This is a genomic window from Dictyobacter vulcani (assembly GCF_008974265.1).
Lineage (GTDB): Bacteria > Chloroflexota > Ktedonobacteria > Ktedonobacterales > Ktedonobacteraceae > Dictyobacter > Dictyobacter vulcani.
On record NZ_BKZW01000001.1, the window covers coordinates 1,048,213 to 1,062,567 of the forward strand.

Genomic DNA, 14,355 nt, shown 5'->3' on the forward strand with positions numbered 1-14,355 from the left:
CAATGATCATTAACGCTGCGAGGCAAGAGAATTAGCATATTTCGTAACCGTATGGATCACATGCTGAAGCTGGGACTCAGTCAACTCTGGATACATAGGTAAGGAAACAATTCGTGAGGCCAGGGCTTCTGTAATCGGCAACATCCCTGGCTTATATCCATATCGAGCACAGGCAGGCTGAAGATGGAGGGGGGTAGGATAATGGATGTTCGTTCCAATATTCTCTGCCTGAAGGATTGAGCGGAAAAGGTCACGTTGTGGAACCTGAATGACGTAATAACAATACACATGACTTCCCCACCCACGCTCCACCGGCACGGCATCAACGACATTGCGTAAATGTTCAGTATATACTCGGGCATGGGCCTGACGAGCTGCATTCCAACGCTCAAGGTGCGGCATCTTGATCAGCAAAACAGCCGCCTGTAACTCATCCATACGCGCATTGGAGCCGATCACTTCGTGCAAATAACGCACCCTTGATCCATGGTCGCGATACATACGCATTTTCTCTGCCAGCTCGGCATCATTCGTTGTACAGATACCAGCCTCCCCGAAAGCCCCGAGATTTTTACTGAAATAGAGGCTAAAACAACCAATATCGCCAAATGAACCAACCCGTTGTCCCTGATAAGTGGCACCATGAGCCTGCGAAGCATCTTCAATCACACGTAATCCATGAGCGTGAGCAAAATCCATCACGGGTTTCATCTCGACAGGATGACCGTAGAGATGTACAGGAACGATAGCCCGGGTACGTGGGGTCAAAACACTTGCCAGTTGTTGCCAATTCATCAGGTAGGTTTCAGGATCAATATCAACAAACACTGGAATAGCACCAACCTGAGCAATGGCTTCAACTGTCGCAATAAACGTGTTTGATACAGTAATGACTTCATCACCAGAACCAATATCGCACGCCCGCAGCGCAAGCTCAAGCGCATTTGTCCCAGAAGCATTCCCCACACCATGCTGACATCCACAATACGCGGCAAATTCTTGTTCAAAGGCCTTCTGGCGAGGTCCGATGAACAATTGCATACCTTCCAAAACTTCTTCAAAAGCCGCCATAATTTCAGGTTTTAATGCCAGATATTGAGCGCGCAAATCTACAAGAGGTACATGTTCAGATGCCACTATTTTTTATCACTCCTTAATAATAGCTAATCATTCTCTTTTCGCAGCCTCGTTACACCAAATTCCCCAAAACGACCCACTTTATACATTTATTAAACATAGACTCATGCTGACTATAATAGCAAATAAAGGTAGTAATTAGATGATTATAAGGGTGTAAGATAGGTTAAGGTAGGGCTAATCAGTAAAGAATACACAACCCTAAGCAAATCAAGCTTAGGGGGGCTTACGTTTTTATCACCTATTTTACAACTCTTTACCATATCTCCATAAAAATACTCACCGATTGTACACCTGAGTCATATACTATTGAAATCAGAATGAATAGAGACTGTGAAATATTAAAGCTTTTTTCATGTGCATATTGGGGGAGGAAACAATGGTTGTTCAGTCGGCGCCCGTCCGAACGATCAGCATCAATACGGGCTACCTGAGAGCAAAGCGTATACTAGATATTGCATTTACGCTTCTCATTGCACCATTGGTGATTCTGGTTGGTATCGTGGTTGCGATCTGTATTAAAGTAAATTCTGATGGTCCTATTTTTTTTCGCCAGAAGCGAATTGGGCAAAATGGGACCGAATTTGAGATGCTGAAATTTCGATCAATGTATGTAAATAGTGACCAGAGGGCCCATCGTGAAAAAATTCTCCAATACATGAATGGTCAAAAACTCAATGAAGACAATACGGGCAAAATGTCATACAAACATGTTCATGATCCGCGCATTACTAAAATCGGCCGCTTTATCCGTAAAACCAGCCTCGACGAGCTTCCACAATTTTGGAATGTACTGAGAGGCCAGATGTCTTTAGTCGGGCCACGACCTCCATTGCCCTATGAAGTGGAGTTGTATACGTCTCATGAGTGGTTACGCATGGTAGGGAAACCTGGCTTAACCGGCACATGGCAGGTGTATGGCCGCTCACGGGTAACATTCCAAAACATGGTTGAGATGGATATTGAATACCTTGAACATCAATCGCTATGGAATGACCTTAAGCTTATCATTCTTACAGTTCCAGTAATGATATTTTCCCGCGGTGGTGCATAATACATCCCAATATATATATACGCTTATTCCAAACGATGATACAGTTTCTTATTTGGAGAAGTAAGAAACTGTATCATCGTTTGTAGCGGTGGTATCATGGGGCCTGCTTGTGAAAGCACGTGTTGTCGACATCTATGTTTAGGTTGTTCCTCACGCTCAGCTTGTTCTAAACGTCTTAAAATAAGATGCATACAGCGTGCATCAATGATAACAGCGAAGATCTGACAACCGGTCAAATGGCCAATATACGGAAAAATACACACGCTCCCCTGATCTGCAATTGCCACAGTTAAAACACGGTGGGACTTTCCAACGACAATACATTGATAGCGCAGCATCAAGCTCAGAGGTAAAAGAGCACGATACCTGAAAGGCACGCGCCGAAGTGGAGTTAATCTGGGCACCAGAAACATCACATTCGCCAGGTAGGCGTTAGATTTTTTTCCTTTTTCTCCGTATCTATGGCACATATCATCTCTCTATATAACAAGATTCCTCCTTCTAATAATAGAAGATGTACATAGAAGAGAGATGTTGAATTCATGAAAAGTGAGGTGGTAATTAGCAAAGGAAGTAGAGGTTCAAACACTGCTTTTATCTGCACTGATCTTGTGCGGGTAGGCCCATCATCATTTTATAGAATAGACTGACATAAACAAAGATAAGCAAGAAATTGTCAAAAAACACTGCTGAAAGATGATAAGCCACTCGCACAAAATGTTCATATGTATGGATAGTACTTATCTAGAAACGACACGTAGAGGACGGATTGCCTCATCGTCCGCTGAACGGCGCAACAGGGTATAACCAACTCCGGGAACCGTCAGGATGTAATATGGATTACCTGGATCAGGCTCTATTTTCTGACGCAGGTGCCGGATATGGGCTTTAATGAGACAAGCATCACCATCGCCATCATAGCCCCAGACGTGTGTCACAATTTGATTTGCCGTACACACATCGTTAGCATTAATCGCTAAGAAATGCAACATTTTACTTTCGGTTGGTGTTAATCGCAAGGTTTTGCCATTCACAGTCACTTCGTTGTGAAGAGAATCGACACAGATTGGCCCAACATGAATAAGTGAAGAGGGTCGACGCTCCAATGTACCTCGAGAGCGACGGCTGACAGAACGAATACGTGCGAGCAATTGGGAGGGGAAAAAGGGTTTGCGCAAGTAATCATCCGCTCCAGATTCCAGGCAACGTACCTCATCCTGTACATCTTTGCCATCTGTCACAACGAGGGTCAAGGCATCATGTTTTATACGCAAATCGCGGCAGAGAGCCAGAAGATCAACATCTTTCAATGCCGTATCCATAATAACAAGGTCTGGCTTCTGCTCCAACCATTCGAGTTCGGCGCGTTCCGCTGTATATGCTCGATGAACTTCATAGCCCAGTGTCTTTAACCAGCTCGTAAGCATCTCGACCAAATCACGGTCACTGTCGATGACCAATAATTTCATTGTCTCCTCCCAACTTTGTTATCACCATTTACCATTAAATATCTGTAGACGAAGAGGTATGGAAAGTGACATTACTATCAACTACAGATTGCACTATACACACCTGACTCATCGCTATCAGATATTTCCACACACTTACCTGGTTCTATAATGTCGCACATACATATTTCAATATACAACTAAAAAAATTTGTTGAGCAAAAATTTTTTTCTAAGTCTTCAGCCAGTGGTAGTTCACATCCATGAAAGGCATGTGAAATATATTTCTCTCTACACTATGATATAAACGCCAGGCAGGTAAATATTTATAACATGGCTTTTATTCGTTGTATTTATAAGCTTTGATATTTAAAACTGAAGTGAGGTATCGATATATTTTTTTGTAGTAAAGCTGGATCTAAAAGTCTTGTAGCACATTAATCTTATAATTGTGTTTTTACTTAAAAATCACCAAATTCCAATTATGAAGATGTTGGATGCACTAAAAGCGTCAAAGGATGACCTGGTTGTAGTCTTTGTTTATCACCTGATGAAGACTATACCTTATACACTTTTAAATTTCAATGTATCTCTCTGGTAATAGGTCACAATTTGTAGTGGTAGTGCACCTTTCCACTGTTTTTCACTATGATCGCTTTTAAGCATTACTGTTAAATCTAAAGATATATGAAATCATTATAGAGAAGTACAGTGGATATATCGGCATTGCGATGCTTACAGCGTATAGTACTACAGGAGGAAGAAAAGCGGATCACAGCCCCGGACCGCCGGCCCGGGGCTTGCTGGACTTAGAAGTAATTATATTTATGCATAAATATGCTACTATGCTCTATAATACAGATTATCGCGTGCACAGAAATCCTACACAGATCCCAAGAATTCCACCCACAACTACTTGTATTGGCGTATGACCAATAAGTTCACGCAGGCGCTTTTCTGCCATAGGGCTACCTTGAAATGCTTCTTCGATCATCTGGTTGAGGATACGTGCCTGAATGCTCACAGCACGACGCACGCCAGCGGCATCATACATCACAATGCTGGCTAACACAACCGCTATTGCAAAGTCGGCCGATGCAACTCCCAGTGTACGGCCAGCGGCAGTCGCCAGACCTGTAACCAGGGCTGAGTGAGAGCTGGGCATCCCACCCGAAGAAACCAACCGGCCCAGGGCAAGTTTACGCTGCTTAAATAATTCAAGAATGGTCTTACTTACCTGAGCAATCGCCCAGGCCAGAAAGGCCGCGACTAAGACGCGATTATCAAAAATCGAGGTGCTATTAAACATACGTTTCCGTATCTCCCCCTTTATAAATCCAGGGGTGAAAGAGAGAGTGTATCAGTACTCTCCTCAACACTAAGTTTCTGCACCGAGAGCTCTGCTTGTTGCAGGAGTCCGTTGCAATATTGTGCCAGATGCATGCCATCTTGATACTGCTTTAACGCCTGATCGAGGGGTATTTTCCCTTCTTGCAACGCCGTGATAGCAGCTTCTAGTTGTTCAAACGCTTCTTCAAATGACAAAGAATCCATCTTGTCCCCTCGCAAATCTTTTCTCATGAAGGACGGACTTCGACAGATAGGTGTCCATCCTGAACTTGAATGCTCAAAACCTCACCAGCCTTAACCTGATGCACGTTCGTGACAACTGTTTGATCCTGCTTGCGTACAACAGCATAACCACGAGCAATCGTTAAGAGTGGACTCAAGGAGTGCAGTTGTAAACTTACCCCACGCAGTTGCTCAGTTCGCAAGGAGATGATATGTTGCATATGATTCTGCAAGCGATCAGTATATTCATCCAGTTGCTGACGGCGCTGAATGATGCTATTCTGCGGGCTAGCGCGCTGTAAGTCGCGCAGCGCATACGACATCTGATCTTTCAGGTCTGCAATATGGTCAAGCATCAGGGTGGTCAACAATTGCTCTTTAGCGGCCAGATCTTCTTGCCAATCCGAGATATCAGGAACGGCCGCGGTCGCTGCTCCCGTTGGGGTTGAGGCACGATGATCAGCCACAAAATCGGCGATCGTAAAATCGGTCTCATGTCCAACTCCACTGATCACGGGAATACGTGAGCGAGCGATGGCACGGGCCACAATCTCTTCATTGAAAGCCCATAATTCCTCAATAGATCCACCACCACGTCCAACGATAATTACATCGGCTTCACCGTGCTCATTCAACAGATCCAATGCCGCGGCAATGGATGCTGGAGCCTCAGCGCCCTGCACCAGAGAGGGCGCAAAAATAACCTGTGCCAGAGGATACCGATTACGCAATGTTCGTAGCATATCTCGTAAAGCGGCAGCCTGAGGCGAACTCACAATACCGATTATAGCAGGTTGGACTGGCAAGGGGCGTTTACGAGCGGGATCGAATAGTCCCTCAGCCTCTAACTGGGCTTTCAGCCGCTCAAATTTGCGAAAGAGGGCTCCTTCACCCAGGGACATAACTTCATCCACATAAAACTGAAGTTTGCCATCACGCTCGTAAAATGACACACGACCATTCACGGCCAATGCCATGCCATCACGCAAAGGAGGAGCCGAGGTTCGGAGCCGAGCGTTTTTAAAAAACACACATGGCAACTGGGCATCGCCCTCTTTTAGCGTAAAATAACAATGACCAGAAGGATAGGTTTTACAATTCGAGACTTCACCGTGCACCCAAATATTTTGCAAAATATCATTGGTCTCGAGCAGTTCTTTCAGATAAAGTGAAAGAGCCGAAACACTGATTGCAGATGGGGTGCCGAGAGAGTCTTGAAAGAGCATAGGGCTTACGCCTCCTCTGAGCTATCGATCACGATCAATTGTTGGCCATATTCAACCGCCTGACCATCCTGGATCAGGATCTCGACGACACGACCAGCATGGGTGCTTTCAACCTCGTTAATCACATTCAATGATTGAATTGTGCCCACAAGCTGTCCTGCTTTGACGCGATCTCCGACCGCAACCAATGGATTTCCTTTTGGTTTACCCCAGCTATGAAAAATACCGACAAGAGATGCGTTAATAGTATGTCTGGTATCGCTGGGAGTAGGGGTAGATGTCGCAGCAAGATCATCTTCAGTAGCAAGGACTGGATAAGACTCCACCTGGCTACCCGCTTGCAATTTCGCTTTGCGCAACACCAGTTGCATCCCTGCTTCAGCACGCTTGATCTCAAGTTCAGAGACATCACTCTCATCTAGCAACCGGACTAATCGTTGCAGTTGCTCAACACTTATCTGTTTGGTCGGGACGGAATTCTCATTCGACATTGTTTCGACCTCAGCAGGATTCTTTCTGTTGCGACCCATAAAACGACTCCAATATAGTAGATAGGCGGTAAAAGCTAGCCGTCACAACAAGCCATGTTGAGACGGCCAGGATGAACGTTTAAGCACGCTCGACGTAGGTACCAGTTGTGGTGTTGACACGAATTAGATCATCGCTAGAGATAAACAGTGGCACCTGCACAACCAGACCGGTCTCGGTCGTAGCTGGCTTGTTTCCACCGGTAGCGGTATCCCCTTTATAGCCAGGCTCGGTGTAGGTAACCCGTAAGACCAGCTTCTCAGGGAGCTCGACAGATATTGGCTCTTCGTTATAACGAATAATATCCAATTCCAGATTATCAACCAGATAATTTTTGGCTTCACCTAACTGTGATTCCATTAATACAATATCTTCATAGGTACTGGTATCCATAAAGTGATACTGCTCGCCCTCTTGATATTGGTACGTGACATTTGAGCGATCCAGGTAAATACGTTTGAATTTATCACCGGCATCGCAGGTACGATCTACCGTCGCGCCCGAACGCAAGTTACGCAATTTCAGACGCACAATCGCGCCACCGCGACCAATCTTTACATGTTGCCACTCAAGAATCGAACACAACTGCCCCTCAAACTCGATCGTGACACCTTTTTTCAAATCACCAGTTGAAATCATGAACAAAAATCTCCTTTAGCGCTGAATCACCAGATCAGTTGGTGACTGCGTTAATACTTCAACACCATCTTCTTTAACCAACACGCAATCCTCTACGCGGGTACCTGTCCATCCAGGAATATAGACACCTGGTTCAACCGTCACGACAGAGCCCGCTGGCAATGTGACATCTTCAGGGGCACGTTGTGAAAGCGAAGGATTTTCATGTATCTCCAGACCGACACCATGGCCAGTGCTATGGATATAGTACTCTGCCAGTCCTGCTTCTGCCAATACATTACGTGCCAGGGCATCAGCTTCCCGACCGGATAAGCCGGCATGCAACCCCTGCTCGCAGGTCTTCATGGCGCGCAAAACAGTCTCATACACCTCTTTCATGCGGGGCTCGGCTGGCTCACCCAGGCAGATTGTACGCGTCATATCAGCACAGTAACCTTTATAGCGCGCGCCCATATCAATGGTAATCAGCTCACCCCGTTGAATCTGACGCTGGCCTGGAATCGCATGAGGCATCGATCCATTGGGACCCGAGGCAACAATCGAATTAAACGATGTACCATCTGCACCTAACTCCACCATTTTACGAGATATTTCCCACGCCACATCTTGCTCGGTCATGCCTGGCTGAATCCATTGGCACAGGTGCGTAAATGTCTCATCAGTAATGGCGATAGCACGCTTCAGCAGTTCCAATTCATGCGGCTGTTTGACATAGCGCAGGCTATTGACGACCGATTCCGCAAACGGATGCAAGGTAAAAATACCCTCGCCAGCCTGGCGTAACTGCTCATAACTGGCATAGCTCACTACCGTTGACTCAAAACCGATCTTCTGCCAACCATGCTCCTGAGCGAGAGAGACAAGTGCGCTGGTATAATTGCGGCCAGCAGGAATGACAACATCCCAGCCTGGAGCTTCACGCGCGGCAACCTCACCATACAATGGATTGGTGAAAAGAATCTGTTGTTGCGCACTGACAACAACAGAACCAGCGCCCTCCTCATCATTGAGCCATCCACTCAAATAAGAAGCACTCTGTGGCTGTGTCACATAAAAAGCATCCAGTCCCTGCTCGGCGATCCATGACCGAAATTGTTGTATGCTTTCTTGACTCATAGTTATCTTTTTCTCCTCACTCGTTTACCAATGTTGTCAAAGCCTCCAGGGCCAATCGGTAGCCAAGCCATCCCAGACCAGCTATTTGCCCTCGACAGACTGGAGCGATTACCGAATGCTGACGAAATTCCTCACGGGCATACACATTGCTTAAGTGTACCTCAATCGTGGGCAAAGCAGCATCAGCCAGAGCATCGCGCAAGGCAATCGAATAATGTGTCAATGCGCCAGGATTGATAACAATGCCAGCGGCACGTTGGCGCTGTTGCTGAATATAGTCGATCAACGCCCCTTCGTGGTTGGATTGGAAACACTCAACGCTCACACCCAGCGTGGTTGCACGTTCACGAACCGCAGCATGGATCTGCTCCAAAGTCATCGTACCATAAATTCCAGGTTCACGCGTACCTAACATATTGAGATTTGGGCCACTTAGAATGAGGAAATTGCGCATTTCTTCTTACTTTTCTCCCATGAACGTTGTAATGACACGCTCAACCAGCTCATCTGGCAACGGCGTAATCTCTACCTTGCCAATCTGTCTGGGCATAATCCAACGCACACGCTTGCCAACCACCTTTTTATCCAGCTGCATGGCCGCCAGAATGTCTTGTGCTCGCACCTTACCCGTATAGGCAATCGGTAATCCCAGAGCAGCCAGCAATTGATTCTGGCGCATAGCATCCTGTTCATCAAACAAACCTGCCTCTTGAGCAAGTTCAGCCGCCACGACCATGCCAATTGAAATCGCCTCACCATGCAGCCATTCGCCATAACCAGAAACGTTCTCCAGGGCGTGTCCAAAGGTGTGGCCATAATTCAAGATAGCTCGCTGCCCTTGTTCCCGCTCATCTTCCTCAATCACACCTGCTTTAATGTCTATGCAACGAGCAATGATGCGACAGAGTAGCGCGACAGGAGGCTGGGAGAAATCTCGCAATGCGTTCGCATGCTCCTCCAGGAGGGAGAACAACTCAGCGTCAAGTATGATACCATACTTTACAATTTCTGCCCATCCCTCGATACGTGAGCGCGTCGGCAGCGAAAGAAGCGTAGCAGGATCGGCCAATACCAGGCGCGGATGATAAAAAGCACCAATTAAATTTTTGCCGCGAGGATGGTTGATACCAGTTTTGCCACCTATAGCGGAATCCACCTGTGCTAGTAATGAAGTGGGTACCTGAATTAAGGGAACTCCACGCAAATAGGTCGCAGCCACAAATCCAACCAGATCTCCAACCACGCCACCACCCAGCGCAACCAGAGCCTCACGACGCTCGGCCTGATGTTCCAGCAACCAGTCGTACAGGGCAAAGAGTTGTTGCTGGGACTTACTGCCCTCCCCTGCTGGCAGTGTATAGACCTGAGGCTCAAAGCCAGCGGCAGTCAATTGTTGGAGGAGTGCAGGAATATAAAAATCATGGATATTGCTATCTGTCACAAGAAATATCCGTGGAGGAAGTTGGAGTTGTTTCAGATAAGTAGCCAGGCGTGACAGTCCTCCCCACTCTACAACTGCATCATAGCCAGCACCGATATGAACTCGCCGTATCATTGAAGTTACCTGTTCAGGGGAAGTGGAATCATCAAGCATCGTCATAATCTCCAGAGCTACCTGCTCAGCCTGTTTTCCCTGCGTAAAACAGGTATATTCAGCTTCTTGATACCACGCCTCACGAACTGCCAGCATCTTCTGTAAATTAGCCAGAGGATCAGGACCCGATAAGAGAGGGCGTACTTCCACCACCTGACCGCTTTGTTGCTCGTGTGCATGTTGAGCCTGCAAACGCCTGAGCGAAATCAGCGGATCAACCTGGAGGAACACACGCACGCCAGATTGCGCCATTAACGCGCGATTCTCTGGCAATACAACAATGCCACCACCGGTAACGATGATGGCATTTGATGGTTGCTGAATGGCTTGAGCCAGGATGCGGGCCTCCAGGGAGCGGAAATGAGCCTCACCATGTCGTGCAAAAATTGCAGGAATGCGCTCTCCATACTCCTGTTCGATGAGCGCGTCGACATCCAGTAAGGGACGTCCCAGTCGCTGCGCTAAAAGACGCCCGACGGTACTTTTTCCACTCCCAGACAACCCAATCAAAAACACATGTCGCATAGTGGCTATTGTATCACGATTTCGCCTTTAATAGAGCTCTTCATTACGAATACTGGTGCTCAAAGAATTGACGACACTGAATACCGTTGTATCCACCGACTTCACGTGCTCTTGTACAGATGCCCCGGTACGTAAGAAAGACTGAATACGATTATCATACACAGAAAACTCACGACCGAAGGAAAAGACATATTGTTCAAGTTGTCCAGTCTGCCGATTGAGAACCAGGATGGTATCATCTTTGGAACAATCAGAGCTCTGCGTACAATTAGCACGATTCGTAAAAGCTCCGACCAGAATCTGCCAGCGCTGATCCCAGGTTTTGACCAGATACTGATGGGCAATATCTAGTTTTTTATCAAAGGCAACAAAAGTGCTTTGCGCCGTCTGACTGTCATACAACATAACGCTGAGCGTCGGCATACCAAAGTGGCCTACATACAGGATTTTGTGTGTCCCTACGCTCGATTGTAATTTCTGCTGTGCCAGGACCAGGTGCTGATCAAACTTCAAGACCTGGATGTCACCACTAACAGGATCATACAGGAGTACCTGGGCGCGACCAGCATCAATGAAATCACCACTGTAGACCACCCAGTTGCCATCCAGATGGTGCTGCTCATGATAGTCGCGTACCACTAACTGCTGATCAAAATCCATGATCCGACCTTCGCCCATGGTACGATCATACAGGAAAACTCCATCCTGCTGCGCATTGACGAAGCGCCCAACATAAACCTCCCAGTTCGAATGCCAGAGAGTATAGCTTTGCTGATGCAGGATGGTCAGATCCGGCTTAAAATCTATAACCTGGACATTCGCGCTACGCCCCTGCTTCTCCCAATCATTCAACGGACTACCACTCAGTTCTATACCTGTAGTACTAGACTTATTAGCAGTCTCATCCGCAGGTACAACGTACCTGGTTTGAGCAGTCTTTTGCACGGCCGTCGTCTTTGTCGGTTGTGCAGTCGCTGAAGCAGCAGGTGTTTGGGTCGGCGCTGCCGTTTGTGTGGCAGCAGGCGCTGTAGTTGGCACCGGCGTTGGCACCGCTGTCGGTTGTGGCGTAGCCGTCACGACCGGCGTCTGGGTAGGCGCGACTGGTGACGTTGCTGTCGCCGTTGGCGTTGCTGTCGCCGTTGGCGTTGGCGTAGCCGTCGCTGGTGGCGTAACTGTCACCGTTGGCGTTGGCTTTACAACTGGTGTTGCCGTAGCCTTTGGTGTAGGTGTAACCTTTGGCGTAGGCGTCGCCTTCACGGTTGGCGTCGCTTTTACGGTTGGCGTTACATCAGGTGTTGCCGTAGCTGTTGGCGTCGGCGTACCCGGTGTGTTTGTTGGTGGATCAACAACAGTCGGATCGGTATTGGCAACAGGAGCAGGATCCGTAAGAGCCTGAGCAAAACGCTTGTACATGAAAATGCCACTGCTCTTTCCATTAAAGCGTCCAACAGAAATCTCCCACCCAGTTCCGATATCAGCCAAAGAAATGTGCTTTTTGATGTGAAGATTGGCATCCAGACGTAAAAGTTGTAGCGTGCCAGCCACACGATCATATAACAGAATTTCAGAAGCCTTGCCACCAGAGAAATTTCCAATATGGATATCCAATGTTGAACCCCACCCACCTGTCGGAGTAGTGGCATCTCCCAGATCCACCAATGGAGAGGCCGCATCAGGTACATGGAGCAGTTCATCATCTGGCGCACCATCAATCAAGTGAGGCCGGACTTTTTGCGAGGGCACCCGCTGCTGATTCAATTTATAGATCTGAATCCCGCCGCGCTGTCGATTATAAAGCAACAGATTGCTGGCACCGGTCCCGGTAAAGTCAGCATTAAACTCTTGATCAGATGACGCCGGTGATAGTCCTAAAGCGATACGATCACTGGTATACGTCGCCTGCTGCTGAGTGACAGCAGTATTGGTAGCACCTGTCGTATCAGTAACGCCTGCATTGCTATCAGGGCTCGTCGAAGAAGTATTTAAGGCGGTATTCGCCTGATTCACCGAAGCGATGGGATCGCCAAAGTTTCCCATACCTGGCAATTTCGCAAACAAAGTGGCGTCAACTTTGTGCGGAAAGTAAATAAAGCGTAACTGACCATTTTGATAGCGAGGCTGATTAATGACCGAAACATTGTAATTCTTACTGGCATACATGTATTTCGGATCATTGAAGTTTTGGTAGGTCACATCAAAACTAGCACCATCGGCACTCACAGCAGTCACAAAAGCGACATGCCCGGCCGAGCCTGCAGCCCAGGTTCCATCTCCTACAGGAAAGACGGCAATCGAAGCTACACGTGGTGTTGTTCCCACACTAAAACCGGCACCCGTTGCATCCATGGCCCAGTCAGCTGCATTACCCCAGTTCACTGGCAAATTATAGCCGAGTAAATGCCATTGTTCCCAGGCCCACCAGACACAGTTTCCTCCCAGAGGATAAGGACCTGGACAAAGCATATAGGGATTGCCATCCGGCGAAAAATAGGAAGCACCACACCAGTTCGGCATATGCTGAACATTAGCCCGTGCACTCACTGGAGTAGCTATTAAAGGCGAGAATTGTACAAAGATGAGCATACAGAGAAGAAATACGCCAACACTTTTTACCCGGATGCGGTGACGCGAGTAACCGCCAAACATACGTGTTGCCTTCAGCATCCTTCCCTGGGCTGAAACAAGCATACAGGTCACACCTTCCTAAGAAATGCAGGGATGGTAAAAGGACGATTAGTTACTTCCCTGAATAGTATGGCTATTCAATCGTGTACGTAACGTCGCCTGCCAGGCAGCACCATGTTCCGCGATGCTGATCAGCTTTCGGTAGATGAGTTGTAGCGACGTCTGAGCCGCGGGTGAGCGGCAGTCACGATTGCTTTTCACTAGTATGCAATCAGATACATCAATGCAAATATTTCGAACCACAAAACAAAAGGTGTGTCTATAGACACACAGATTGATATATCAGTTGCAAAGGTAGCAGACAGTCTTATCAGGAATTGTAAAAAATAGGCACCCCTGACATACAGAAAATTATAACATTGTACTTATAAGGAATCAAGGCACCCATCCTCATTTTTAGTACTTACGTGTGTAGAGAGAGCCATAAACCTCATCCGATACGGAGTATCTTATCTACCAGCCCCGCGCATGAAATTTTTTGCGGCAAAGTGCTTGACAACAGGTAAGATCGATGCTATTATTGTCTCCGTTGAGGGCGATTAGCTCAGTTGGTTAGAGCGCTACGTTGACATCGTAGAGGTCACAGATTCGAGTTCTGTATCGCCCACTTATACACCTGGAAATACTTTTCCATCATTTATTCCTGGTCGATTAGCTCAGTTGGTTAGAGCGCTACGTTGACATCGTAGAGGTCACAGATTCGAGTTCTGTATCGACCACCAGCACAAAAAGGGACCGCCCACTTATTCAGGTAAGTGGGCGGTCCCTTTTTGTGCTGATCAAATCAGCAAGGAGGAAAGTTGTTATAAGTCGGGCACTGATGCCCCCGGGT

The 14,355-nt window shown here is 47.3% G+C and carries 13 protein-coding genes and 2 tRNA genes; 3 read left to right on the top strand and 12 right to left on the bottom strand.

Translation table 11 applies throughout. The features are described 5' to 3' along the window. Nucleotides 1–9: 9 nt before the first annotated feature. Nucleotides 10–1,137 (bottom strand): DegT/DnrJ/EryC1/StrS family aminotransferase, encoded by a 1,128-nt coding sequence (locus KDW_RS04395; protein WP_233097611.1) that lies wholly within the window; start codon nt 1,135–1,137, stop codon nt 10–12. A gap of 379 nt (nt 1,138–1,516) precedes the next feature. Here KDW_RS04395 and KDW_RS04400 point away from each other — a divergent pair, with 379 nt between their 5' ends. Beyond that, a complete protein-coding gene (locus KDW_RS04400) occupies nt 1,517–2,191 on the top strand; it encodes a sugar transferase (RefSeq protein ID WP_198925189.1) in 675 nt (224 codons plus the stop codon). A 740-nt stretch (nt 2,192–2,931) separates the two neighbouring features. Here the strand turns inward: KDW_RS04400 and KDW_RS04405 are convergent. The 11 genes from KDW_RS04405 to KDW_RS31535 all read right to left on the bottom strand — a co-directional run bounded on the left by KDW_RS04405 (nt 2,932) and on the right by KDW_RS31535 (nt 13,724). Then, complete coding sequence (locus tag KDW_RS04405; RefSeq protein WP_151754841.1) at nt 2,932–3,660, bottom strand: response regulator transcription factor; 729 nt, start codon at nt 3,658–3,660, stop codon at nt 2,932–2,934. An 840-nt stretch (nt 3,661–4,500) separates the two neighbouring features. Beyond that, entirely contained in the window at nt 4,501–4,947 is a 447-nt protein-coding gene (locus KDW_RS04410; protein ID WP_151754842.1) for a divergent PAP2 family protein, read from the bottom strand. Nucleotides 4,948–4,967: 20 nt separating this feature from the next. Next, the gene (gene xseB / locus KDW_RS04415; RefSeq protein ID WP_151754843.1) at nt 4,968–5,192 is read right to left on the bottom strand and encodes an exodeoxyribonuclease VII small subunit; all 225 of its coding nucleotides are present in this window, start codon (nt 5,190–5,192) and stop codon (nt 4,968–4,970) included. A 23-nt stretch (nt 5,193–5,215) separates the two neighbouring features. Next, a complete protein-coding gene (gene xseA, locus KDW_RS04420; protein ID WP_151754844.1) occupies nt 5,216–6,436 on the bottom strand; it encodes an exodeoxyribonuclease VII large subunit in 1,221 nt (406 codons plus the stop codon). Nucleotides 6,437–6,441: 5 nt separating this feature from the next. Further along, entirely contained in the window at nt 6,442–6,966 is a 525-nt protein-coding gene (locus KDW_RS04425; protein ID WP_151754845.1) for an acetyl-CoA carboxylase biotin carboxyl carrier protein, read from the bottom strand. A 79-nt stretch (nt 6,967–7,045) separates the two neighbouring features. Then, the gene (gene efp, locus KDW_RS04430; protein WP_151754846.1) at nt 7,046–7,603 is read right to left on the bottom strand and encodes an elongation factor P; all 558 of its coding nucleotides are present in this window, start codon (nt 7,601–7,603) and stop codon (nt 7,046–7,048) included. Nucleotides 7,604–7,618: 15 nt separating this feature from the next. Beyond that, complete coding sequence (locus tag KDW_RS04435) at nt 7,619–8,719, bottom strand: M24 family metallopeptidase (RefSeq protein ID WP_151754847.1); 1,101 nt, start codon at nt 8,717–8,719, stop codon at nt 7,619–7,621. Nucleotides 8,720–8,735: 16 nt separating this feature from the next. After that, nucleotides 8,736–9,173 carry a type II 3-dehydroquinate dehydratase gene (aroQ, locus tag KDW_RS04440; protein ID WP_151754848.1) on the bottom strand — a complete coding sequence of 146 codons (438 nt, stop codon included), beginning with the start codon at nt 9,171–9,173 and terminating at the stop codon, nt 8,736–8,738. Between the two features lie 6 nt (nt 9,174–9,179). Beyond that, nucleotides 9,180–10,838 carry a 3-dehydroquinate synthase gene (gene aroB, locus KDW_RS04445; RefSeq protein WP_151754849.1) on the bottom strand — a complete coding sequence of 553 codons (1,659 nt, stop codon included), beginning with the start codon at nt 10,836–10,838 and terminating at the stop codon, nt 9,180–9,182. A gap of 27 nt (nt 10,839–10,865) precedes the next feature. Next, nucleotides 10,866–13,526 (bottom strand): CHAP domain-containing protein, encoded by a 2,661-nt coding sequence (locus tag KDW_RS32655; protein WP_151754850.1) that lies wholly within the window; start codon nt 13,524–13,526, stop codon nt 10,866–10,868. 45 nt (nt 13,527–13,571) lie between these two features. Beyond that, the gene (locus KDW_RS31535; RefSeq protein WP_162004939.1) at nt 13,572–13,724 is read right to left on the bottom strand and encodes a hypothetical protein; all 153 of its coding nucleotides are present in this window, start codon (nt 13,722–13,724) and stop codon (nt 13,572–13,574) included. 332 nt (nt 13,725–14,056) lie between these two features. On the opposite strand from KDW_RS31535, the gene KDW_RS04455 reads away from it, so the two are divergent. Together KDW_RS04455 and KDW_RS04460 are read left to right on the top strand one after the other, a co-directional pair. Continuing rightward, nucleotides 14,057–14,130, top strand: a tRNA-Val gene (locus KDW_RS04455). A 38-nt stretch (nt 14,131–14,168) separates the two neighbouring features. Beyond that, nucleotides 14,169–14,245, top strand: a tRNA-Val gene (locus KDW_RS04460). Nucleotides 14,246–14,355: the final 110 nt, after the last annotated feature.